General features: G+C 72.9%; 22 protein-coding genes. 14 read left to right on the forward strand and 8 right to left on the reverse strand.

Going from position 1 to position 21,217, the window contains the following annotated elements; all coding sequences use genetic code 11:
* The first annotated feature begins 68 nt into the window (after window positions 1–68).
* The 5 genes from ABZ877_RS00370 (at window position 69) to ABZ877_RS00390 (ending at window position 4,168) form a co-directional block, all read left to right on the forward strand.
* Window positions 69–530: a MarR family transcriptional regulator gene (locus ABZ877_RS00370; RefSeq protein ID WP_361061810.1), complete on the forward strand. Its 462-nt coding sequence runs from the start codon at window positions 69–71 to the stop codon at window positions 528–530.
* Window positions 527–2,956, forward strand: coding sequence for an FUSC family protein (locus ABZ877_RS00375; protein WP_361061813.1), 2,430 nt, complete (start codon window positions 527–529; stop codon window positions 2,954–2,956). Before ABZ877_RS00370 ends, ABZ877_RS00375 begins: the two co-directional genes overlap by 4 nt.
* Window positions 2,953–3,114 carry a hypothetical protein gene (locus ABZ877_RS00380; protein ID WP_361061816.1) on the forward strand — a complete coding sequence of 54 codons (162 nt, stop codon included), beginning with the start codon at window positions 2,953–2,955 and terminating at the stop codon, window positions 3,112–3,114. The genes ABZ877_RS00375 and ABZ877_RS00380 overlap by 4 nt, the downstream gene beginning before the upstream one ends.
* Window positions 3,115–3,126: 12 nt before the next feature.
* Window positions 3,127–3,513 carry a hypothetical protein gene (locus ABZ877_RS00385; protein ID WP_361061819.1) on the forward strand — a complete coding sequence of 129 codons (387 nt, stop codon included), beginning with the start codon at window positions 3,127–3,129 and terminating at the stop codon, window positions 3,511–3,513.
* 136 nt (window positions 3,514–3,649) lie between these two features.
* Window positions 3,650–4,168, forward strand: coding sequence for a DUF5709 domain-containing protein (locus ABZ877_RS00390; protein ID WP_361061822.1), 519 nt, complete (start codon window positions 3,650–3,652; stop codon window positions 4,166–4,168).
* 17 nt (window positions 4,169–4,185) lie between these two features.
* On the opposite strand, the gene ABZ877_RS00395 is transcribed toward ABZ877_RS00390, so the two are convergent.
* The gene (locus ABZ877_RS00395; protein WP_361061825.1) at window positions 4,186–4,356 is read right to left on the reverse strand and encodes a hypothetical protein; all 171 of its coding nucleotides are present in this window, start codon (window positions 4,354–4,356) and stop codon (window positions 4,186–4,188) included.
* A gap of 113 nt (window positions 4,357–4,469) precedes the next feature.
* On the opposite strand from ABZ877_RS00395, the gene ABZ877_RS00400 reads away from it, so the two are divergent.
* The 3 genes from ABZ877_RS00400 to ABZ877_RS00410 all read left to right on the forward strand — a co-directional run bounded on the left by ABZ877_RS00400 (window position 4,470) and on the right by ABZ877_RS00410 (window position 6,776).
* On the forward strand, window positions 4,470–5,264 hold the full coding sequence (locus ABZ877_RS00400; RefSeq protein WP_361061828.1) for an SDR family oxidoreductase: 795 nt from the start codon (window positions 4,470–4,472) through the stop codon (window positions 5,262–5,264).
* A gap of 43 nt (window positions 5,265–5,307) precedes the next feature.
* Window positions 5,308–5,598: a YkvA family protein gene (locus ABZ877_RS00405; RefSeq protein WP_361061830.1), complete on the forward strand. Its 291-nt coding sequence runs from the start codon at window positions 5,308–5,310 to the stop codon at window positions 5,596–5,598.
* 116 nt (window positions 5,599–5,714) lie between these two features.
* Window positions 5,715–6,776, forward strand: a complete 1,062-nt coding sequence (locus ABZ877_RS00410) for a PP2C family protein-serine/threonine phosphatase (protein ID WP_361061833.1) — start codon at window positions 5,715–5,717, stop codon at window positions 6,774–6,776.
* 6 nt (window positions 6,777–6,782) lie between these two features.
* Here the strand turns inward: ABZ877_RS00410 and ABZ877_RS00415 are convergent, their stop codons facing one another.
* Window positions 6,783–7,355 carry a DinB family protein gene (locus tag ABZ877_RS00415; protein ID WP_361061835.1) on the reverse strand — a complete coding sequence of 191 codons (573 nt, stop codon included), beginning with the start codon at window positions 7,353–7,355 and terminating at the stop codon, window positions 6,783–6,785.
* 52 nt (window positions 7,356–7,407) lie between these two features.
* Here ABZ877_RS00415 and ABZ877_RS00420 point away from each other — a divergent pair, with 52 nt between their 5' ends.
* Genes ABZ877_RS00420 through ABZ877_RS00430 form a run of 3 tightly spaced genes read left to right on the forward strand, consistent with a single transcriptional unit; the run spans window position 7,408 to window position 9,413 of the window.
* A complete protein-coding gene (locus ABZ877_RS00420; protein WP_361061838.1) occupies window positions 7,408–7,674 on the forward strand; it encodes a hypothetical protein in 267 nt (88 codons plus the stop codon).
* 43 nt (window positions 7,675–7,717) lie between these two features.
* Complete coding sequence (locus tag ABZ877_RS00425; RefSeq protein WP_361061841.1) at window positions 7,718–8,923, forward strand: 4-hydroxybenzoate 3-monooxygenase; 1,206 nt, start codon at window positions 7,718–7,720, stop codon at window positions 8,921–8,923.
* Between the two features lie 19 nt (window positions 8,924–8,942).
* Complete coding sequence (locus tag ABZ877_RS00430; protein WP_361061844.1) at window positions 8,943–9,413, forward strand: SRPBCC domain-containing protein; 471 nt, start codon at window positions 8,943–8,945, stop codon at window positions 9,411–9,413.
* A gap of 85 nt (window positions 9,414–9,498) precedes the next feature.
* Here ABZ877_RS00430 and ABZ877_RS00435 read toward each other — a convergent pair whose 3' ends face one another.
* The 4 genes from ABZ877_RS00435 to ABZ877_RS00450 form a co-directional block, all read right to left on the reverse strand.
* Window positions 9,499–11,784 (reverse strand): glycoside hydrolase family 3 N-terminal domain-containing protein, encoded by a 2,286-nt coding sequence (locus ABZ877_RS00435; protein WP_361062814.1) that lies wholly within the window; start codon window positions 11,782–11,784, stop codon window positions 9,499–9,501.
* Between the two features lie 107 nt (window positions 11,785–11,891).
* Window positions 11,892–12,743 (reverse strand): carbohydrate ABC transporter permease, encoded by an 852-nt coding sequence (locus tag ABZ877_RS00440; protein WP_361062817.1) that lies wholly within the window; start codon window positions 12,741–12,743, stop codon window positions 11,892–11,894.
* A gap of 5 nt (window positions 12,744–12,748) precedes the next feature.
* Window positions 12,749–13,711, reverse strand: a complete 963-nt coding sequence (locus ABZ877_RS00445) for a sugar ABC transporter permease (RefSeq protein WP_361061847.1) — start codon at window positions 13,709–13,711, stop codon at window positions 12,749–12,751.
* Window positions 13,708–15,012, reverse strand: coding sequence for an extracellular solute-binding protein (locus ABZ877_RS00450; RefSeq protein ID WP_361061851.1), 1,305 nt, complete (start codon window positions 15,010–15,012; stop codon window positions 13,708–13,710). The genes ABZ877_RS00445 and ABZ877_RS00450 overlap by 4 nt, the downstream gene beginning before the upstream one ends.
* 139 nt (window positions 15,013–15,151) lie before the next feature.
* Here ABZ877_RS00450 and ABZ877_RS00455 point away from each other — a divergent pair, with 139 nt between their 5' ends.
* The 3 genes from ABZ877_RS00455 to ABZ877_RS00465 all read left to right on the forward strand — a co-directional run bounded on the left by ABZ877_RS00455 (window position 15,152) and on the right by ABZ877_RS00465 (window position 18,909).
* The gene (locus ABZ877_RS00455) at window positions 15,152–16,183 is read left to right on the forward strand and encodes a LacI family DNA-binding transcriptional regulator (RefSeq protein ID WP_361061853.1); all 1,032 of its coding nucleotides are present in this window, start codon (window positions 15,152–15,154) and stop codon (window positions 16,181–16,183) included.
* A gap of 100 nt (window positions 16,184–16,283) precedes the next feature.
* The gene (locus tag ABZ877_RS00460) at window positions 16,284–17,894 is read left to right on the forward strand and encodes a phosphodiester glycosidase family protein (protein ID WP_361061856.1); all 1,611 of its coding nucleotides are present in this window, start codon (window positions 16,284–16,286) and stop codon (window positions 17,892–17,894) included.
* A gap of 19 nt (window positions 17,895–17,913) precedes the next feature.
* A complete protein-coding gene (locus tag ABZ877_RS00465) occupies window positions 17,914–18,909 on the forward strand; it encodes an alpha/beta hydrolase family protein (protein WP_361061858.1) in 996 nt (331 codons plus the stop codon).
* Window positions 18,910–18,915: 6 nt separating this feature from the next.
* Here ABZ877_RS00465 and ABZ877_RS00470 read toward each other — a convergent pair whose 3' ends face one another.
* Entirely contained in the window at window positions 18,916–19,692 is a 777-nt protein-coding gene (locus ABZ877_RS00470; protein WP_361062820.1) for an SAM-dependent methyltransferase, read from the reverse strand.
* A 168-nt stretch (window positions 19,693–19,860) separates the two neighbouring features.
* Window positions 19,861–21,192: a DEAD/DEAH box helicase gene (locus ABZ877_RS00475; RefSeq protein WP_361061861.1), complete on the reverse strand. Its 1,332-nt coding sequence runs from the start codon at window positions 21,190–21,192 to the stop codon at window positions 19,861–19,863.
* Between the last annotated feature and the right edge of the window lie 25 nt (window positions 21,193–21,217).

The following is a 21,217-nucleotide window of genomic DNA, read 5'->3' on the forward strand; positions in this document are numbered from 1 at the left end:
GGGCGGCCGGGGGAGGGGCCCAGGGAGCCGCGTCAGTTGTTTGTATACCGCATGTATATAATTTCCACATGCATCTATCCTCGGGGTCCGTCGAGGCCCAGCGGATCGAGGGCGCCGCCCACGGCCTGCTGCGCGGGATCGGTCAGCTCACCCAGGCCCTCTTCCGGGCCGGTGACTACGGGCTCACCCGCAGCCAGGCCGCCCTGCTCGACGCGCTGGAGGCGGGCCCGCGCCGGGTGACCGAACTGGCCGCCGCGACCGGCATGGCGCAGCCCCGCACCACCGTGATCCTGCAGAAGCTCCAAGAGGCCGGACTCGTGGAGCGGCAGCGCTGCCCGGACGACCGGCGCGCGGTGCGGACGTCGCTCACGTCCGACGGCCGCGATCTGCTCGAACGCGGCCGCCGGCGCATGGCGCACGCCCTGCTCACCGCCCTCGACGGCGGCATCGACGACTCCGAGCGCGCGGTCCGCGCCGCGCGCGAAGCCATCGCCGTACTCCTGGACGCCATGGAAGCGGAGGCCAGTTGACCACCCCGGAGACCCTGCCGGAGACCGCCACCACCCCCCACTTCGCGCCCGCCGGCCTCGCGCCCCACCGGGTCGCGGGGCCGCGCAGATGGTGGGACTGGGTGCTCGCGGCCGATCCGGGGCTCGGCCAGCTCCAGGCCGGCTGGCGGTCGCTGGTCGCCATGGCCACCTCCCTGGCCGTCGGACACGCCATGGCCGGGGCGCTCCACATCCCCGACATGATCGGCATGATGGTCGCGGGGATGACGGGCCTGATGAGCGCGTTCGCCGTCGCCGAGAACACCTGGGACCGGCTCGCCCGCGCCATCCTGTGGATGCCGTTCCCCTACACCGCCGCGCTGTGGCTGTGCGCGAGCCTGAACGGGCAGCGCACCGCACAGATGGTCCTCATGATCGGCGCGCTCGTCCTCACCTTCTTCCTCGCCCGCTTCGGGCAGCCGGCGCTGCTCACCGGCATGATGCTGTTCAACGGCCTGATGATCGGCATGCTCGCGGGCATCCCCGCCGCGCTCGTCGGCAAGGCGTTCGCCGTCGCCCTGGTCTGCGCCGCCGCCGTCCTCGCCACCCGGCTCCTGCTCTGCTACCCGATGCCCCGCGAGGACCTGCTCCGCACCCAGCGGGCCTTTGTCGTGGAAGCCCGCCGGGTCGCCGACGCCGCCGTCGACGCGCTCGACCCCGACGCCGACCCCGAACGCGCCGTGCGCCGCATGGACCGCTCCCTGCGCCGCCTGAACATCACCACCGTCACCATCGACGGCCGCCTCGCCCAGCCGGAGGTCGCCGCCGACCCGGCCGCCGCCGAACTCCTGCACCGCCACCTCTTCGACGCCGAACTCGCCCTGCGCGGCATCGGCCAGGCCACCACCGAACTGACCCGCCGCCCCGTCCCCGCACCGCTGCGCGAAGCCCTCGCCGTCGGCCTCGTCCTCGCCCGCGACACCCCCCTCGGCCAGGCCGAGGGGCTGCGGCCGGTCGCGGCCCGCGTCCGGGAGAGCGCCGAGACGATCCTGCGCGACGCCGCCGCACCGGCCGACGACGTCGAGGCCGCCGTCCTCGCCCGTCGCGTCGGCCACCTCCTGGAGTCGCTCGCCGACTCGCTGCGCGACTGGCTCACCCTCGGCCGCACCACCTCCACCAGCGCCGCCGACGTCCCCTTCCAGCCGAGCGTCGCCCTGGAGAACAACCGGCTGCCCGGCTCGGCGGGCCCGGTGGGGCGCGTCCTCGAAGCGGGCTCGGAGACCGGCTGGCGCCGCGTCATCCCCTTCGTCCGCGTCCCCGCGCACGCCGCCGTCGCCGCCGCGATCGTCTGCCCGATCGCCGACGCCATCGACCCGCACCGCTTCTACTGGGGCCTGATGGGCGTCATGATCACGCTGTTCGGCACCCACACCACCCACGAACGCCTGCGCAAGTTCGGCCACCGCATGGTCGGCACCGCCATCGGCGCCGTCCTCGGCATCGTCGTCCTGCACCTCATCGGCCGCGACCACGTCCACGCCACCCTCGCCGTCATCGTCGCCGCACTCGCCTTCGGCGCCTGGGGCATGCAGCGCGCCTACGCCTGCTGGGTCGTCGGCCTCGTCGTCGCCCTCGTCCAGCTCTACGCCCTGACCACACCCGACAGCGGCATGAACCACCTGCTCGGCGAGCGGCTCCTCGACAACGGCATCGGCGTCCTCGTCGCCACCGCCTGTGCCGCCCTGATCTTCCCGCTGTCGCGCCGCACCGTCGTCAAGGAGGCCGAACGCGGCTACGTCGACGCGCTCGCCCAAGTAGTCATGCAGGTGGAGCAGCGCTGGTCCCGGCCCGGGGAACCGGTCCGCCTGCGCGGCGCCGCCCGCGCCGTGGACGCCGCCCTGAGCCAGGTCCAGAGCGTCCTACGACCCCTCGTGCGGATGCCGCTCGGCGTGCGCGGGCCCGCCGCCGAGCACCGCGCCGCGCTCCTCGCCACCGCCACCGGACACGCCAGGACGCTGGCCTTCGCCGCCGACATCGACGTCGACCTGGCACCCCGGCTCGCCGGACGCGCCCGGCTGATCACCACCACCCTCACCGCGTCCCTCAAGGAACTGGACCGCTTCTTCGCGAGCGGCGAACCCGACAGCACCGGGACCGGGACCGGCCCCGGCACCTGGCGGCGCATCAGCCCCCTCGTCCGCGAACTGGAGGCCGAACTCGCCCCCGCCGCCGCACCCGGCCTCCGCGCCCGCCGCCTCGCCACCGCGCTGCGCGAGCTCGACGCCCTCGACGAGACCATGGCCGCCTACGCCGAACAGGCCGGCCTCCCCGTCGCCACCGAGGGCCGCACCGCGCAGCCCCCGGCCACCCCGATGCAGCGGCGCGCCCGCTCCCTCATGGCCGCCTGGAACGAGCCGCAGCACCGTGCGCCCGCGCCCGCGGCAAACGCCTCGCCAAGGCGCCGGTGACAGCGGGCGGTTACGTGGTCGAGGGGTTGCCCGCGGGCACCCACACCCTCGTCGTCTCCGGCTCCCGGCACGCGCCGCGCGCCGAACTCGTCACCGTCGCGGACCCCTCGGGGACGGTGCGCCACGACATCGAACTGGGGGCGGACGCCAAGACCTGAAAAGATCGCCCGATGACGATCGAGTACGCCCGCTACCAAGCCGCCACACCCGATGACCGAGGCCATCACAAGGGAGTGTTCGGCCTGGTCAACAACCTCGGCCGGGAAGGCAGGCTCACCCCCGAGCAGGAGCGTTTCCGCCGCGAGAACAACGCCTGGTACGACACCGCGTACACCGACCCCTCCACCGTCGACCCGACGGTCTACGACCCGGGGGTGAACCCGGGCGCCACCGCCTGGTTCAAGCCGACGGCCACCCACCTCTTCGAGCGGCTCCCCGGCTATCTGGAGATCCTCGACGCGCACGGCGTCGCCTGGCGCCGCGTCGTCTCGGCCGACCCCGGCCGCGTGGTGTACGAGGACGACGTGCAGGTGGTCGTGGTGCCGCACGCCCTCTGAGTCTCGTGTGACCTGAGGTGATTGCGCCCCGGATGAGCGGATAAGCGGCCGACATGCGTGACCTGGCGCAGGCTGGTTACGTGACCGGAACGGGGGACGCAGTCCTACGGGGCGGAAAGAGACGAGGTGACACGGCATGACCGACGGGAACGACGACGCGCTCATGGGCGACGAGGTCTACCAGCCGAGCGAGGAGCCGGAGGCGCGTGACGACGAGGGCACCTGGGAGGCGGAGGACACCCTCCTGGACCGTGGCGTCGACCCGCACGACGAGGGGTACTCCCCGCCGGAGCGGCCGCTCGGCGTGAACCACAAGGGCACCACGGCCGCCGAGCAGCGCGAGGGGGAGACCCTGGACGAGCGGCTCGCGGAGGAGCGCCCGGACCCCGTGGTGGACGAGTACGAGGCCCTGGAGTCCGGCGAGGAGGAGGACGACGAGATCGGCGACCTGGAGGGCGGCGAGGGCGAGCCCGTAGACGACGAGGTCGGCTACGACCGCTCGGGGCGTCTCCTGGCCCCGGACGAGGGCGCCCACGAGGACGCCGAGAAGGACATGGTGGCCGAGGACGTCGGCATCGACGGCGGCGCCGCGTCGGCCGAGGAGGCGGCGGTCCACGTGGTCGACGAGGACCCGGACGACCTCGACCGGCTCTGAGGACGGCTCGGAGGCGCTCAGTGCCCGTGGGCGGTGGCGGTCAGCATCAGCGCGACCGAGGTGAAGGCCGCCACGAGCGCGAGCACCGGCGGGCCGAGGGTGATGTCGTCCGTCGCGCACTGGCGGACGATGACGCCCACGCAGAGCACGCTGAGCGCTCCCAGGACCATCGCGGCGATGATGAGCACGGCGGGGCCTCCACGGATTCGGTTCCGGCCCCCCGTCGGTCCACATCCTCACCCGCCCCGGCACCCCCCGCAAAAGGCACGGCACGACGGACACGGAACGAAGGACACCGGACATGCGGATCGATCTGAAGGGGCGCACCGCCCTCGTCACCGGCTCCACTCAGGGGATCGGCGCGGCCATCGCCACGGGCCTGGCGCGGGCCGGCGCGCGCGTCGGCGTCAACGGGCGTTCGGCCGGCCGGGTGGAGGAGGCCGTCGCCGAGCTGGCCGCGCGGGCGCCCGGCGCCGAGCTGGTGCCGGTCGTCGCGGACGTCGCCTCCGAGGAGGGTGCGCGGAGCGTCGCCGAGGCACTGCCCGAGGTCGACATCCTCGTCAACAACCTCGGCGTCTTCGGCTCCGCCGAGCCGCTGGAGATCAGTGACGACGAGTGGCGCCGCTACTTCGAGGTCAACGTCCTCGCGGGCGTCCGCCTCACCCGCATGTTCCTGCCCGGCATGATGGAGCGCGGCTGGGGCCGGGTGCAGTACATCGCCAGCGACTCCGCCGTCGTCGTCCCCGCCGAGATGATCCACTACGGCATGTCCAAGACGGCCCTGCTCTCGGTGAGCCGCGGCTTCGCCAAGCGCGCGGCGGGCACCGGCGTCACCGTGAACTCGGTGCTCGCGGGCCCCACCCACACCGGCGGCGTCGAGGACTTCGTGTACGAACTGGTCGACCGCGACCTGCCCTGGGACGAGGCGCAGAAAGCCTTTATGCGCGAGCACCGACCGCAGTCGCTGCTCCAGCGCCTGATCGAGCCCGAGGAGATCGCCAACATGGTCGTCTACCTCAGCTCCGACCAGGCTTCGGCGACGACCGGAGGTGCGGTCCGGGTGGATGGCGGGTACGTGGACTCCATCCTGCCGTGAGCGCGGGTGTCAGGACCGGCAAGCCGACAGGGGTGGACGACTGATGGACGGCGAGACGTGGTTCGTCCTCGCGACGGTCGCGGCCGTGGTGATGCTGGTGGCCGCGGTCTACCTGCTCGTACGTGTCTTCCAGGCGCGCAAGCTGCTGAGGGAGGCGGGCATCCCGCTGCGCAGCAAGGCTCTGTTCTGGACCGCGGTGATCTACACGATCTCCCCGGTCGACCTGCTGCCCGACCCGATCTACCTGGACGACATCGGGCTGCTGCTCGTCGCGCTGAAGTCGCTGCACTCCGCGGCGCGCGCCGTCAGGCCCTCGGAGCGGGTGCGCCCCTGACGGACAACGACGCGATCGCGTAACGACATCGCGCGATCCTCATCAAGCCCCAAGAAAACACGCATACGCTCAGGAACCGACGGAAGAGACGGACGAGACGTTCGGGCGGGGGAGCGATGAACGGGACGACGCGCCGTGACGGGCGGGTGCTGCCCGCGCTGCCGTACTGCGTGATGGCGCTGGTGGCCTCCGTCGAACTGGGCACCCCCGCCGGGTTCGGTCTGCTGCCCCTGATGTCGCTCGGGCCCGCCTTCGCGGGCCTCGTCGGCAGCAAGCGGCGCACCGCCCGCATCGGCGCCCTCGCCGTCCTGCTCTGCGTTCTGCTCGCCGCCTCCGAGGGAGAGCTCGGCAAGCGGCGCGTCTACATCGCGGCGGCGAGCGTCGCCGGGGTCACCGCGGCGGGTCTGCTCGCCGTCGCCTCACGGGAGCGGCGCGACGCCGAACTGGCCAGCGTCCGCTCCATCGCCGAGGTCGCCCAGCGCGTCCTGCTGCGGCCCGTGCCCCGCGTCGCGGGCGAACTGCGTGTCGCCGTCTCCTACACCTCCGCCGTGGCGCAGGCCCGGATCGGCGGCGACCTGTACGAGGTCGTGGTCGCCGCCGGGGCGACGCGGGCGCTCATCGGCGACGTCCAGGGCAAGGGCCTCGAAGCCGTCGAGACGGCGGCGCTCGTCCTCGGCGCCTTCCGCGAGGCCGCCCACGACGAGCCCGAACTGGCCGGGCTCGGGCGCCGCCTCGCCCGCGCCGTCGACCGGGAGCTGGACGGCGAGCGGTTCGTCAGCGCCCTCCTCGTCGAGGTCCCGGCGGGCGGCCGCCACGTCACGTTCCTCAACTTCGGCCACCCCGCGCCGCTGATCGTCCGCGCCGACGGCTCCACCCTGTTCCCGGAGCCGCCCGCGTACGCGCTGCCGCTCGGCATCGGCGTGCAGGGCGGGGAGCAGCCCGCCCCGTACTCCGTCGACTTCGCGCCCGGCGACCAGATCCTCCTCTACACCGACGGGGTGAGCGAGGCGCGCGACGGCGCCGGGGACTTCTATCCGCTCGCCGACCGCGTCGCCCTGCTCAAGGACCCCGACGCGGAGGCCGCCATCGAGCGCCTGCGCACCGACCTCGTGGACCACGCGAAGGGGCCGCTCCGCGACGACGCGGCGATGCTGCTGCTCCGCCACCGCGAGGGCTGACCCCCGCTACCGGTCCCTGACCTGCTCGGCCAGGCCCTGGAGCCGGTCGTGGTAGGCGCGCCAGAACGCCGGGTCCCGGGACGGCAGGCTGTCGTTGTCCTCGCGCCAGCCCACCGCCCCGTCCAGGCCCTCGCGCAGGACGTCGGCGTGTCCCGCGTGGCGCTGGGTGTCCCCGAGGACCCGGACCAGGACGTGATGGAGCGTCACCTCCCGCTTGCCCTCCTCCCACCACGGCACCGAGCCGACCGTGTCCAGGGGCAGCTCCTTCAGCGTGGCGTCCGCGTACGTCCAGGCCCGCCGGTACCGCTCCACGATCAGTTCACGGGACTCGTCGGGGGTGGCGTACGAGTCCTCGTCCGGGGGCGGCATCGGCACGTCGTGCGGTCTGCCGAACGTGAGGCAGAAGTACCCCAGCTCCACCATGGTCAGGTGCTTGACCAGGCCGAGCAGATTCGTTCCGGTCGGGGTGAGAGGACGCCGGACGTCGTACTCCGACAGCCCTTCGAGCTTCCACAGCACGGCGTCACGGGCCTGCTGCAGATACAGGAGCAGGTCATTCTTCTGTTCGATCTCACTCATGCCGGGAGTCTGCCTCATCGGCGTTGTCAGTGGCGGCTGCGAGGGTGGGGTCATGGACGAACAGGAGTTCATGCGCGGCAGGGTGTACGGCGCGGACCACGAGGACGCGGGTCCGCGGCCCGGCCGCGCTTACGCACAGTTGGTCGGCGGCCCCTTGGACGGACTCCTCCTGGACATCACGGACCGGCCCGCCGAGCAGGAGGCCGCGCCCCTCGCCCTGCCGACCGAGCTGGGCGCGTTCGGACCGGGCGGGCGCGCCCTGTACGGGCCTTTGGGCGCGGACGGGCGCCGCTTCGTCTGGCAGGGCGATACGCCGTGAACAGGGGCCTGGCGCACGACGGGAGCGTCGCCATAATGGCCGCGTGACCCCTCCCGAGCACCCCGTCCCGGTCGTGATCGTGGGAGCCGGCCCCGCCGGGCTCACCGTCGGCAACGTCCTGCGCGCCGCCGGGATCGACTGCGTGGTCCTGGAGTGCGAGACCCGTGCCTTCATCGAACAGCGGCCCCGCGCGGGCGTCATCGAGGAGTGGGCGGTCCACGGCCTGGACCGGCGCGGCCTCGCCGCGAATCTGCTCGCGCGCGCGGAGCGGCACACCGCGTGCGAGTTCCGCTTCGAGGGTGAGCGCCACCGCTTCCCGTACGGCGAACTGACGGGCCGTCACCACTTCGTCTACCCGCAGCCGCTCCTCGTGACCGACCTCGTGCGCGAGTACGCCGACGTGCGCGGCGGCGCCATCCGCTTCGCCGTCCGCGACGTACGGCTTCACGCCGTCGACACCGCCCGCCCCTCGGTCTCCTACACCTGCCCGGACACCGGCCGCCGCGAAGTCCTGCGCTGCGACTTCGTCGCCGGGTGCGACGGCGCGCGCGGTGTGAGCCGCGGGGCGCTGCCTGCCGCCCGGGTCCGCGTCGCACGGCACGACTACGGCATCGGCTGGCTGGCGCTGCTCGCGCAGGCGCCGCCCTCGGCGGACTCCGTACTGTTCGGCATGCACCCCGACGGCTTCGCGGGCCAGATGCCGCGCGGCCCCGACGTCACCCGCTACTACCTCCAGTGCCCGCCCGGCGACGACCCGGACTCCTGGCCGAAGGAGCACGTCTGGGACCAGCTCCACCGGCGCCTCGCGGCGGACGGCGCCGCGCCCCTCGTCGAGGGCCCGCTCATCGAGAAGCGCGTCCTCGACATGCACGACTACGTCGTCGAGCCCATGCGCCACGGCCGCCTCTTCCTGGCCGGCGACGCCGCGCACCTGGTCGCCCCGATCGCCGCCAAGGGCATGAACCTGGCCCTGCACGACGCCTTCCTCCTCGGCGACGCCCTCACGGCCCACCTCCACGGATCCCCGGACGGCGAGGCCCGGCTGCGCGCCTACTCGCAAGCCTGCCTGCGCCGCGTCTGGGACTACCAGGAGTTCTCCCAGTGGCTCTCCGAGCTCTACCACGGGACGGCCACGGGCGACCCGTTCCGCACGGGCACCACCCTGGCCCGGCTCCGCCGCCTGTTCACCTCACGCCACGCCGCCGCCGCCTTCGCCGAGCAGTACCTGGGCACGGCGGAGCGCTACTGACCCCGGCTAGCCTTGCACCATGTACGAGACGCGGATGTCCCGGCACGTCGACGCCCCGCCCGCCGCCGTCCACCACGCCCTCCTCGACGCCGACGCGGTCGCCGCGTGGCGGACGCCGGACGGGATGCGCGGCCGGGTCCACACCTTCGAGGCGCGCGAGGGCGGCCGGTTCCGGATCTCGCTCACCTACGACACCCCCACGGCCACCGGCAAGTCGGGCGCGCACACCGACACGTACTCCGGCACGTTCGTACGGATCGTCCCGGACGAGCTGGTCGTCGAGGAGCTCGCCTTCGAGACCGACGACCCCGCGCTGCGCGGCACCATGACGATGACCACCACGCTGACCCCGGCCGACGGCGGCACCGACGTGCTCCTCGTCCACACGGGCATCCCCGACGCCGTCCCCGCCGCCGACAACGAGACGGGCACCCGCATGGCCCTGGCGAACCTGGCCCGGTACGTCGAGGAGCGCCGACGCCCCTGGTGACGTGACGCCGCAGGGCCGAAAGTTTTCGACACACGTGTGCCCCGGGTGGCCCCGGACCGGGACCACCCGGGGCACACGTGCCGGCTCAGGCGCCCGGCACCCGCTCCGTCGACAGGCGCGCGTGCAGCGCCCGCCGGTGATCGACCTCCCGCACCGCCCCGGTCAGCGTCACCCGCGCCGTGAGCAGCGGACGCGTGCTCGACGCGCTCAGCCGCAGCTCCAGATCGCCGGGCTCGACGACGCGCCGCCCCGCGCGGCCGGTGAACGAGGCCAGGTCGACGGGGACCCGCGCCCGGACCCGGACCGCCTCGCCCGGCGCCAGCTCCTCCAGGCGTACGTAACCGATGAGCCGCTGGACGGGCTGGACGACCGAGGCGACGGGGTCGTGCAGATAGAGCTGCACGACCTCGGTGCCGGGCCGCGAGCCGGTGTTGCGGACCGTGCACGCCACCTCGAACTCCCCGTCCGTCGGCGCCACCTGCACGGGCACCTCCAGATCGGACCACGTGAACGACGTGTAGGTCAGACCGTGTCCGAAGCCGAAGGCCGGACCCGGGTCCAGGTTCGACACCTCGGAGGCGTGCCCGAGGCGCGCCGCGAGATACGTGGCGGGCTGCGCCCCCGACTGCCGAGGCACCCCGACCGGCAGCCGCCCCGACGGCCGCACCCGGCCGCTGAGCACACCGGCCATCGCCCGCGTGCCCTCCTCACCGGGGAAGAAGGTCTGCACGACGGCGGCGGCCTCCTCGACCGCCCGGCCCAGGACGTAGGGGCGGCCCGCGAGCAGCGTCGCGACCACGGGCGTGCCCGTGTCCAGGAGCGCGTCGAGCAGCTCCTGCTGCGCGCCGGGCAGCGTGAGCGAGGCGACGTCGCAGCCCTCGCCGCTGGTGCCGCGGCCGAAGAGCCCGGCGCGGTCGCCGAGCGCGGTGACGACGAGGTCGGCGCCGCGCGCGAGGGCGACGGCCGCGGCGAAGCCGTCCCCGGGCGCGGCGTCCACCGCGTCGAGCCCGGGCGCCGTGACGATCTCGCACTCCGGGAACTCCGCCGCCAGGGCCTCGCGCAGCGTCGGCAGTTCGATGCCGTGCGGCAGCTCCGGCGTACGGCTGCCGACGTGCACGGGGAACGAGTAGCAGCCGAGGACGGCCGTGGGGACGTCCGCGAGCGGGCCGATCACGGCGATACGGGTCGCCGGCCGCGGCGCGAGGGGAAGAGTGCCGTCGTTGGTGAGGAGGACGACCGCCTCCTCCGCGACACGGCGGGCCAGGTCACGGTTGCCCGCCGGGTCCAGGTCGACCGTGCCGCGCACGGCTTCCGTGTCCACGGCGGCGAGCGCCGCCGGGCGCGGGTCCCAGTCCGGGTCGAGGAGGCCGAGCTGGGCCTTCTGCGCGAGGACGCGGCGCGCCGCGCGGTCCACGAGGTGTTCGGGTACGAGCCCGTCGGCGATCGCCTTGCGCAGCGGCTCGCCGAACGCCTTCACCGTCGGCAGCTCCACGTCGACCCCGGCCGCGAGCGCCGTCCCGGCCGCCTCCCCGAGCGACCCGGCCACCCCGTGCAGGGCCTGGAGGAACGCGACGCCGAAGTAGTCGGCGACGACCGTGCCGGTGAAGCCCCAGGTGTCGCGGAGCAGCCCGGTCAGGAGCCGTTCGTCGGCGGCGGAGGGCATCCCGTCGGTGTCGGTGTAGGCGTGCATCACGGACCGTACGCCGCTCTCCCGCACCGCCATCTCGAACGGGGCGAGCACCACGTCCGCGAACTCGCGCGGCCCCATCGACACCGGCGCCAGATTGCGTCCGGCCCGCGACGCCGCGTACCCGGCGAAGTGCTTCAGCGTGGCGACGACGCCCGCCGACTCAAGGCCCTGGATGTAGGCGGTGGCGACGGTGCCGACGAGGTAGGGGTCCTCGCCGATGGTTTCCTCGACGCGGCCCCAGCGCAGGTCGCGCACGACGTCGAGGACCGGGGCGAGCCCCTGGTGGACGCCGACCGAGCGCAGGTCGCGGCCGATCGCCGCGGCCATGTCCCGTACGAGGTCCGGGTCGAAGGTGGCGCCCCAGGACAGCGGCACCGGGTAGGCGGTCGCGCCCCAGGCGGCGAACCCGGCGAGGCACTCCTCGTGGGCGAGCGCCGGGATGCCGAACCGGTTGGCCGCGGCGACCTTGCGCTGCGTACGGGCGAGGGAGAGCGCGCCGAGGGCCGGGTCGACGGGCGCGGACCCGAACGGCCGGGTCAACTGGCCGAGCCCCTGCGGGAGCAGCTCGTCGAGGTCGACCGGCTCCTCCATGTCGTGCTGGTGCGGGGCGACGTCGCCGCCCTCCGCGGAGGCGCCCACCCAGACGCCGTAGAGCTGGGCGATCTTCTCCTCGAGGGTCATCTCGGCGAGCAGGGCGTCGGCGCGGTCCTCGGGCGCGGCGCCCGGGTCGCGCCACAGCGGGGTGGGGGACGGGCCGGGTTCCTGGGCCGCTCGGGTCATGTGGTCGGTCACTTTCCTCCGACTCCCATCAGCCCCTGGACCAGGGCGCGACGGGCGAACAGGTAGACGATCAGGATGGGGAGCATGGACAGCACGACCGCGGAGAGCAGGCCGGGGATGTCGACGCCGTGCTCGGTCTGGAAGTCGTAGAGACCCATGGTGATGACCTTGGAGTCCGCGGACTGCGTGAGGACCAGCGGGAAGAGGAAGCCGTTCCACGCCTGGAGCGCGGAGTACACGGTGATGGTCGACAGGCCGCTGCGGGACAGCGGCAGGACCAGGCGGAAGAAGATCCGCCAGGGCGTCGCGCCGTCCACGGTCATGGCCTCGTACAGCTCGGGCGTGATGTCCCGCATGGCGCCCGTCAGGATGAGGGTGCACACGGGCATGGCGAACGCGGCCGTCGGCAGGATGACGCCGATGAGGTTGTCGTAGAGACCCGCCTCGCTGATCACGTAGAACATCGGCACGATGACGGCCTGCGCGGGAATGGCGAGGCCGAGCAGGAACAGCCGGAACACCCCGCCGGTGAGGCGTCCCGTGCCGCGCACGATGGCGTAGGAGAGCGGCGGCACGAGCAGCAGCACGATGCCGACCACGCACACCGTGACGACGAACGTGTTGAAGAAGTACTGCCCGAAACCGCTGTTGAAGTTGGCGGTGTAGTTGTCGAACGTGAAGTGGTGGGGCAGGGACAGCGGCCCGTTCGCGCCGTAGTCGGAGCGCGACTGGAACGTCGCCACCAGCATCACGTACAGCGGGAGCCCGACCAGGAACAGCCAGACCAGCGAGCCGAACCCGGCGAACCAGTTGGGCCGCTCGCGGCGGCCCGACGACGCCCGGACCTTCGCCGTGGGGATGGTGGTCACAGGCCCTCCATCTGGCTGCGCATCTTGTCGTAGCCGGACAGCCGCACCATGACGAGCGAGACGATCGTGGCGACCAGGACCAGAAGCAGGCCGACCGCCGAGGCCGAGCCGTAGTCGAAGCTCTTGAACGCCTTCTGGTACATGTAGTACGCGCTGATGGTGGTGTCCGTGCCGGGGCCGCCCTGGGTCAGGATCAGCACCGTGTCGAACGTGGTGAGACCGCCGACCACCATCAGGATCATCGAGGTGATGATGCTGTTGCGCAGCTGCGGCAGGGTGATGGAGAAGAACTGGCGCACCGTGCCCGCGCCGTCGATCTGCGCCGCCTGGTACAGCACGGGCGGGATCGCGCGCGCCGCGCCCTGGTAGATCAGCGTGTGCAGCGGTGTGAACTGCCAGGTGCTGACGAAGACCAGGACCCCGATGGCGGTGGACTGGTGGCCGAACAGGTTGCCGTCGCCGAACAGCCAGGTCGCCTGGGAGGGGACGCCGAAGTTCGGGTCGAGGACGGCCCGCCACAGGACGGAGACGGCGGCGGCGGAGAGCAGCAGCGGCACGAAGTAGATCGCGGACAGGACGGCCCGGTTGCGCTGGTGTCCCGCCGCCCAGACGCCGAGGAGGAGGCTGAGCGGGGTCTGCACGACGACGCCGAGGACGGTGAGGAGCACGCTCAGCCAGAGGCTCTTGAGCAGCACCGGGTCGGCGAACAGCTTGCGCCAGTTGTCGAGGCCGACGAACTCCGGGTCGGTGAGTCCGTTCCAGCTCGCGAAGGACAGGACGGCGACCAGGACGAGCGGGACGAGGGCGAACAGGCCGAAGAAGACCGCGGCGGGGACCGCCCAGCCGACGCCGGGCCGCCCCACTCCGGTGCCGTGGTCCTTGCGCGGGCGCGGGGGCGCCGCGGGTGCGCCCGCATGTGCGCCGGCCGGGCGCCGGTCGGTGATGAGGTCGCTGGTCATGACGTGGGCAGGGCCTGCATCGCCTTGATGAAGCCGTCCTCGTCGATGGAGCCGTTGAAGAACTGCTGCACGGCCTGGTGCATGGCGGTCGACGCGGACTGCGGGTACGCCTGGTCCCACGACAGCTGGAAGGACGGCGCCTTCTTCACCAGGTCGTACTGGAACTTGGCGTACTCGGGGCTGGTGGCCTCGTCCAGGTGGTCGGCGGTGTTGGTGGTGGTCGGCAGGTTGCCGATGCCGAGGTGGGCCTTCACGAACTTCTCGGAGTACTGCAGCTTCAGGAACTCGGCGACGGCCTCGGGGTGCTTGGTCTTCTTCAGCACCGAGTAGAAGTTGTTGGTGTTGCCGACGAGGTTCTCCTGCTCGCCCTTGCCGCCCGGGACCGTCGGGAACGCGGTGTAGCCGAAGTCCTTCTTGGCGAACTCCGGGTGAGCCTCCTGCTGGGTCGAGTACTCCCACGAGCCCATCAGCTCGAACCCGGCCTTGCCGGTGGCGAGCAGGGTCGGCGAGCCCTGGTCGGTGAACTTCACCGAGTCGTAGTTGGTGCCGAAGGCGCCGGTGTCGACCAGCTCGCGGATCATCGACAGCGCCTTCTTGCTGTCGGCGGACTCCCAGGCCGACTTGTCGCCCTTGAGCGCCTTGTCGAAGAGACCGGGCCCGGCGATGCGGTCGTAGAGGTACTCGAACCACATGAGCGTCGGCCACTGGTCGCCGCCGCCGAGGGCGATCGGCGTGACACCCTCGGCCTTCAGCTTCTTGACCGCCGTCAGCAGTTCGTCCCAGGTCTTCGGCGGGGTGACGCCCGCCTTGTCCAGGACCTTCTTGTTGTGGAACAGCAGCACCGGCTGGGTGCCGCGCATGGGGATGCCGTACGGCTTGCCGTCGACCGTGGCGCTGTTGAACACCGACGGCAGGAAGTTGGACTTGAGCTTCGGGTCCTTGGCGATGAAGTCGTCCAGAGGCAGCAGCAGGCCGGCGTCGACGAACGGCTTGATGGAGCCGCCGCCCCAGTTGAAGAAGACGTCGGGCGCCTGCTTGCTGCTGATGATGGTCTGCAGCTTCGCCTGGTAGTCGGCGCCGGGGATGGTGTCCAGGACCGCCTTGACGTCGGACTTCTTGTTGAAGTCGGCGATCAGCTGCTTCTCGACCTTGTTGGCCGAGTCCCCGTAGACCAGGACGTGGATCTTCCCGTCGCCGTCCCCGACCGAGTCGGAGCCGCCGCACCCGGCGAGGGTGCACAGGAGGGTCAGAGCGGCACCGCCGGCGACGACAGTTCTCGGCAACCGTACGCGTGGAGTCATGGGTTCGCCTCTCGAAACTCTTTCGGCCTCAGCGCCGAAAGTTCACACGCCGGGACGCTAGGTGCCCCCCATAGAGGGGTCAACCCCGCGTCAGCGAGTTATCAAAGCGTTACGAGGCGGGGGAAGTTGGCGGTGCCTTATGCTCCTCACCATGCGAGAGGACGAGGAGCTGGGCCGCATCACCCTGGCGCAAGTGGCCCAGGAGGCGGGGGTCTCCATTTCGACAGTTTCGAAAGTGCTCAACGGGCGCCAGGACGTCGCCGGGCAGACACGGGTCAAGGTGGAGCGCCTCCTGGAGGAGCACGCCTACCGGCGCACGACCCGCGCCGCCCGCGAGGCCCCGCTCATCGAGCTGGTCTTCCACGAGCTGGAGAGCGTCTGGGCGCTGGAACTGATCCGGGGCGTCGAGAAGGTCGCCAAGGCCCACCAGGCGAGCGTCGTGCTCACTGAGAGCGGCACCCGCCAGGCGCCGGGCCCCGAGTGGATCGAGGGCGTGCTCCAGCGCAGGCCGCGCGGGGTGGTCCTGGTCTTCTCCGCCCTGCCCACCGAGGTCAAGCAGCGGCTGCGCTCGCGCTCCATCCCGTTCGTCATCGTCGATCCGGCGGGCGACCCCGACCCGGACGTGCCCTCGGTCGGCTCCGCCAACTGGAACGGCGGCCTCGTCGCCACCCGCCACCTCATCGAACTCGGCCACCGGCGCATCGGCATCATCACGGGCCCCGGCGACATGCTCTGCTCCCTGGCCCGCCTGGACGGCTACCGCTCCGCGCTGAGCATGGCGGGCCTGCCCGCCGACCCCGCGCTCGTCCGCTACGGCGACTTCCACGTCGAGGGCGGCCGCGAGCGCGCCGTGGACCTCCTCGACCTGGACGAACCCCCGACCGCCATCTTCGCGGGCAGCGACCTCCAGGCGCTCGGCGCCCTGGAAGCCGCCCGCCTGCGCGGCCTGCGCGTCCCCGAGGACCTGTCGATCGTCGGCTACGACGACGTGCCCCTGGCCCAGTGGTCGAGCCCGGCCCTGACCACGGTGCACCAGCCGCTGCGGCAGATGGCCGAGGAGGCGGTGCAGATGCTGATGCGGCTCCGCGTACGGGAGCCGGTCACGACGCGGCTCGAACTGGCGACGAGCCTGGTCGTCCGCAAGAGCACGGCGCCGCCCGCGGTCGCATGAATTGCGTGTACATGCCTTGACGGGTGGTCTCGACCACACGCACCGTTACGGAGACCTGTCGTCCGTCGAGCGGTGCCCGAGTCCGTCCCGTGGGGGGTTCGTGAACAGCAAGTGGTTCGGTGTCGGCGCGGCATTGTCGGTCCTCGCACTCCTGGGCGCCGGGACGGCCCCGGCCTCCTCCACGCCCCGGCACGGCCTCCCGCTCGGCCCCGCCGACCTCACCGAGACCCGCACCACGCGCACGCTCCAGCCGGGCGTCACACTGACCCGGATCGTGCGCGGTGCCGAGGCGCCCGCGCTCGCGTGGACGGTCGAGATGGCCATCCCCGGCGGCGCCACGTCCCCCGACCCCGACGCGCCCCCGGCCGCGCTGAAGGACCGGGCCAGCGCCGCCGAACTCGCCGCCGGGCTGCGGGCGGACGGCTTCGACGCGCGCGCCGAGGAGGTCAGGACCCCGCCCGTCGCCGACTTCCCGGGCGGCTCGCTCGGCTGGCGGGTCCGCGTCGGCCGGTACCCCGCGCAGGCCGGGGCGAACGCCGAACGCGCCCGCCTGATCGCCGCCGGATACACAGGATCGGCGACGTACACCGGCTGGGACGGCGACGCCACGGACCGCGGACCGTGGCGGATCGACGTGCTCACCATCGACCCGCGCACCTTCCGTGGCGCGCTCAAGGCGTCGTACGGGCCCGATCTGGAGCGGCGCGAGACGACCAGCGCCCTCGCGGCGGCGGCCGGTGCGAGCGCCGGGGTCAACGCCGGCTTCTTCGTCCTCGACCCGAAGGCCGGCGCCCCGGGCGACCCGGCCGGGGTCGGGGTCTACGACGGCCGCCTCCTCAGCGAGGCCGTCGACGGCCGCCCGGGGCTCGTCGTCCGGGACTCCGCGCGCGGCACCCGCGTCGAGCGGTTCACCTGGCGCGGCAGCGTCACGGGGGCGGGCCGCACCCTCGCGCTCGACGGCGTCGACCGCGTCCCCGGCCTGATCCGGAACTGCGGCGGCACCGCGGACGACACCCCCACCTCCCTGCCCCTGCACGACGTGACCTGCACCGACCCGGACGAAGTCGTCGCCTTCACCCCGGAGTTCGGCGCGCGGACCCCGCAGGGCGAGGGCGTCGAGGCCGTGCTCGACCGGCACGGCCGCGTCCTCGACGTACGCTCCCCGCGCGGCGTCACCCTGCCCGAAGGCGGCAGCTCCGTCCAGGCCACGGGCAAGGAGGCGGCCCGGCTGACGGCGCTCGCCGAGTCCGGCCGGCGGCTCCGCGTCGACAGCGGCCTGCGCGACGGCGAGGGCCGCCCGGTCGCCACGCGCGGCACCAGCATCCTCAACGGCGGCCCCGAACTGGTCCGCGACGGCCGCCTCCACACCACCCCGGCCGCCGACGGCATGGTGCAGCCGGGCAACCCGAGCTTCTCCTACGGCTGGGTGCACAAGCGGAACCCGCGCACCCTCGCGGGCGTGGACGACCGCGGCAGGACCGTGCTCGTCACCGCCGACGGACGCGGCACGGACGCGCTCGGCCTGAGCATCCCGGAGAGCGCCGCCGTCGCGCAGGCGCTCGGCCTGCGCGACGCGGTCAACCTCGACGGCGGCGGCTCCACGACGATGGTCGCCGACGGCCGAGTCATCAATGACCCGTCCGACGCGACGGGCGAACGCCCGGTGGGCGACGCCCTGTTGATCACCCCAGGCCGGGACCGACCCATGTGACCTTCCGACGGGAGCCGCCATGACCGCCACCCCGTACCGCCGTACCCGCGCCAGACAAGTGCTGCTCGCTCTCGCCGCCCTGCTGTGCACCCTCGTGCCCCACGCACCGGCCGCCGCCGCCCAGGACCGGGGCGGCGCCGAGGTCGTCGGCGTCACCCGGGTCGCCGAGCGCCAGGTGGACCTCTCCGTACGCTCCTCCGCCCTCGGCGACCGCACGGTCAAGGTCCGTCTGCTCACCCCCGACGGCTGGAACCCGAAGGACCACCGCCGCCACTGGCCGACCCTGTGGCTGCTCCACGGCTGCTGCGGCGACTACACGTCCTGGACGAGCAGGACCGACGTCGCCGGGATCAAGAGCCTGCGGAACGTCCTCGTCGTCATGCCCGAGGCGGGCTGGAACGGCTGGTACAGCGACTGGTGGAACTACGGTCAGGGCGGCGCCCCGGCCTGGGAGACCTTCCACACCAAGGAGCTGCGCCGACTCCTGGAGAGCGACTGGGGCGCGGGTGGCCGCCGCGTCGTCGCGGGCCTGTCCATGGGCGGCCAGGGCGCCCTCATGTACGCCGCCCGGCACCCCGGCATGTTCCGGGCCGCCGCTGCCTACTCCGGCTCCGCGCACCCGCTCCTGAACGACGAGTCCGTGCACCGGATCATGGCCTTCTTCGCGGGCCAGGGCGACGACCCGCGCAAGGTGTGGGGCGACCCCGTCGCGCAGCGCGCCGTATGGGCCGCCCACGACCCGTACCACCTGGCCCGGCACCTGACCCGGCTGCCCGTCTACCTCTCGTGCGGCGACGGCACCGCGGGCCCGCTGGACCCACCGGGCGCCACCGACGCCCTGGAGGCCGACTTCAACCGGCAGAACCACGCGCTCGCCGACGCACTGAACCGGCTCGGCGCCCGCCGCCTGACCACCCACTTCTACGGCCCGGGCACCCACACCTGGGCGTACTGGCAGCGAGAACTGCACGCCTCGCTGCCCATGCTCCTGCGGGGGCTCGGGGTACGCGGCTGACGCGGGCTACGGCTTGCGGCCGATGCCGCCGTAGCTGCTGACCGGCGCCGGAACCCCGGCGCCGGTCACCGCGGGCCGCCACTGCGAGACCGACGTCAGTCCGGGCTCGACGAGTTCGAGCCCGTCGAAGAACCGGGCGATCTGCGCCGGGCTGCGGTTCACCCGCGGATTGTCACTGGTGTTGTTCCACTGCTCGACCATCCTGCGCGTCGCCTCCGGGTGGTACTCCGCGGTGCTGTCGCACAGAACGAGATGGCTGCCGCCGCACAGCGCCGCCTTCAACTCCTCCACGAGGGTGTAGGCGTGGTCGTCGGTGACGTGGGCGACGACGCCGAGCAGCATCAGCGCGACGGGCCGGTCGAGGTCCAGGGTGCGGGCCGCCTGCCGCAGGATGCTCGCCGGGTCGCGCAGGTCCGCCTCGATGTAGTCCGTCGCGCCCTGTTCCGTACTGGTCAGCAGCGCCTCCGCGTGGCGCAGGACCACCGGGTCGTGGTCCACGTAGACGATCCGCGCGCCCGGGTCGTGGCGCTGGGCGACGTCGTGCGTGTTGTCGATCGTGGGGAGGCCGGTGCCGATGTCGAGGAACTGCAGGACGCCCGCGTCCTGCACCAGATGGGAGACCGCCCGCGCGAGGAACGCCCGCTGTGCCCGCGCCACGTGCACGATCTCCGGGTTGACCGCCTGGATGGCGTCGCCGACCTCACGGTCGACCTCGTAGCAGTCCTTGCCGCCGAGCCAGTAGTTCCAGATCCGGGCCGAGTGCGGGGTGCTGCTGTCTATCAGGGACTTACCCCGCGTCTTCTCCGGCGTCTTCTCCGGCGTCCTCTCCCGCGTCTTCTCCTGTGCCACGAGCTGCCTCCGGGTGGTCGGGTCCGGCGTGCCTCAAGGTCGCCACAGCGTAGTACGCCGATCGGGTGACGACCCGGTCGGCGGGCCGGGCCAGGACAGCCCCTAGCGCCCGCGCCGCACCCGGGCCGCCTTGCGCGCCTCCGCCAGCTTCCGTGCCTCGGCGGACTTGCGTGAACCGCCGCGCGCGGAGGTGTCCTTGCTGGTGCCGATGCCGCGGAACGGCTTGTTGGTGTGCGCGGGCTTGGCCGCGGGGCCGCCGTCGAGCGGCTTGCCCGAGGGCGCCTTCGCGCCGGTGACCCGGCTCAGCTCGGCCTCGCCCGAGCGGACCTTGGTGACCTTCGCCTCGATCCCGGCGTCGGCAAGGACCTTGCTCAGCTCGCGGCGCTGCCCGGAGAGGACGAGCGTGACGACCCGGCCGGACTCCCCGGCGCGCGCGGTGCGCCCCGCGCGGTGCAGATAGTCCTTGGGGTCGGTGGGCGGGTCGACGTTGACCACGAGGTCGAGGTCGTCCACGTGCAGGCCGCGCGCCGCGACGTTGGTGGCCACCAGGACCGGCACCTGGCCGCTCTTGAACTGGGCCAGGGTCCGCGTCCGCTGCGGCTGCGACTTGCCGCTGTGCAGCCCGGCCGCGTCCACGCCGCTGGCCCGCAGATGCCGGGTGAGCTGGTCGACGCCGTGCTTGGTGTCCAGGAACAGCAGGACACGGCCGTCGCGCGACGCGATCTCGGTCGTGACCGCCCACCGGTCCGGCCCGTGCACGACCAGCACATGGTGGTCCATGGTCGTGACCGCGCTCGTCGCCGGGTCGGCGCTGTGCACGACGGGGGAGTGCAGATAGCTGCCGACCAGGTGCTCGACGTCCCGGTCCAGGGTCGCCGAGAACAGCATCCGCTGACCGTCGGCGCGCACCTGGTCGAGCGCCTCCGTCACCTGCGGCAGGAACCCCATGTCGCACATCTGGTCCGCCTCGTCCAGGACGGTGGTCCGGACCCGGTCGAGGCGGCACGCCTTGCGCTCGATCAGGTCGTGCAACCGGCCCGGAGTGGCGACGACGACCTCCGCGCCGTCCCGCAGCTCGGCGATCTGCCGACCGATCGACATACCGCCCACGACGGTGGCCACCCGCAGCCGCAACGCCCGCGCGTACGGCGCCAGCGCCTCCGTCACCTGCCGCGCCAGCTCCCGCGTCGGAACGAGGACGAGCGCGAGGGGCTGCTTCGCCGCCGCGCGCCGCCCGGCCGTCCGCGCCAGCAGCGGCAGGCCGAACGCGAGCGTCTTGCCGGACCCGGTGCGCCCGCGCCCGAGGACGTCACGCCCGGCGAGGGCGTCGGGGATCGTGGCCGCCTGGATCGGGAACGGCTCGCTCACCCCCTGCTCACCGAGGGTGCGCAGCACGTCGGCGGGCAGGCCGAGGTCGGCGAAGGAGACGTTCATAGGGAGGAGCCTTCCGTAGGGAGGA

Origin of the sequence: Streptomyces sp. NPDC046939 (assembly GCF_040644575.1) — a bacterium.
Classification (GTDB): domain Bacteria; phylum Actinomycetota; class Actinomycetes; order Streptomycetales; family Streptomycetaceae; genus Streptomyces.

Coding starts and splice junctions, on each gene's coding strand:
- ABZ877_RS00405 (WP_361061830.1), top strand. CDS start 5,308: ATGGACGGCGAGACGTGGTTCGTCCTCGCGACGGTCGCGGCCGTGGTG.
- ABZ877_RS00455 (WP_361061853.1), top strand. CDS start 15,152: ATGCTCCTCACCATGCGAGAGGACGAGGAGCTGGGCCGCATCACCCTG.
- ABZ877_RS00430 (WP_361061844.1), top strand. CDS start 8,943: ATGTACGAGACGCGGATGTCCCGGCACGTCGACGCCCCGCCCGCCGCC.
- ABZ877_RS00445 (WP_361061847.1), bottom strand. CDS start 13,711: ATGACCAGCGACCTCATCACCGACCGGCGCCCGGCCGGCGCACATGCG.
- ABZ877_RS00450 (WP_361061851.1), bottom strand. CDS start 15,012: ATGACTCCACGCGTACGGTTGCCGAGAACTGTCGTCGCCGGCGGTGCC.
- ABZ877_RS00400 (WP_361061828.1), top strand. CDS start 4,470: ATGCGGATCGATCTGAAGGGGCGCACCGCCCTCGTCACCGGCTCCACT.
- ABZ877_RS00465 (WP_361061858.1), top strand. CDS start 17,914: ATGACCGCCACCCCGTACCGCCGTACCCGCGCCAGACAAGTGCTGCTC.
- ABZ877_RS00435 (WP_361062814.1), bottom strand. CDS start 11,784: ATGACCCTCGAGGAGAAGATCGCCCAGCTCTACGGCGTCTGGGTGGGC.
- ABZ877_RS00415 (WP_361061835.1), bottom strand. CDS start 7,355: ATGAGTGAGATCGAACAGAAGAATGACCTGCTCCTGTATCTGCAGCAG.
- ABZ877_RS00385 (WP_361061819.1), top strand. CDS start 3,127: ATGACGATCGAGTACGCCCGCTACCAAGCCGCCACACCCGATGACCGA.
- ABZ877_RS00370 (WP_361061810.1), top strand. CDS start 69: ATGCATCTATCCTCGGGGTCCGTCGAGGCCCAGCGGATCGAGGGCGCC.
- ABZ877_RS00410 (WP_361061833.1), top strand. CDS start 5,715: ATGAACGGGACGACGCGCCGTGACGGGCGGGTGCTGCCCGCGCTGCCG.
- ABZ877_RS00475 (WP_361061861.1), bottom strand. CDS start 21,192: ATGAACGTCTCCTTCGCCGACCTCGGCCTGCCCGCCGACGTGCTGCGC.
- ABZ877_RS00420 (WP_361061838.1), top strand. CDS start 7,408: ATGGACGAACAGGAGTTCATGCGCGGCAGGGTGTACGGCGCGGACCAC.
- ABZ877_RS00390 (WP_361061822.1), top strand. CDS start 3,650: ATGACCGACGGGAACGACGACGCGCTCATGGGCGACGAGGTCTACCAG.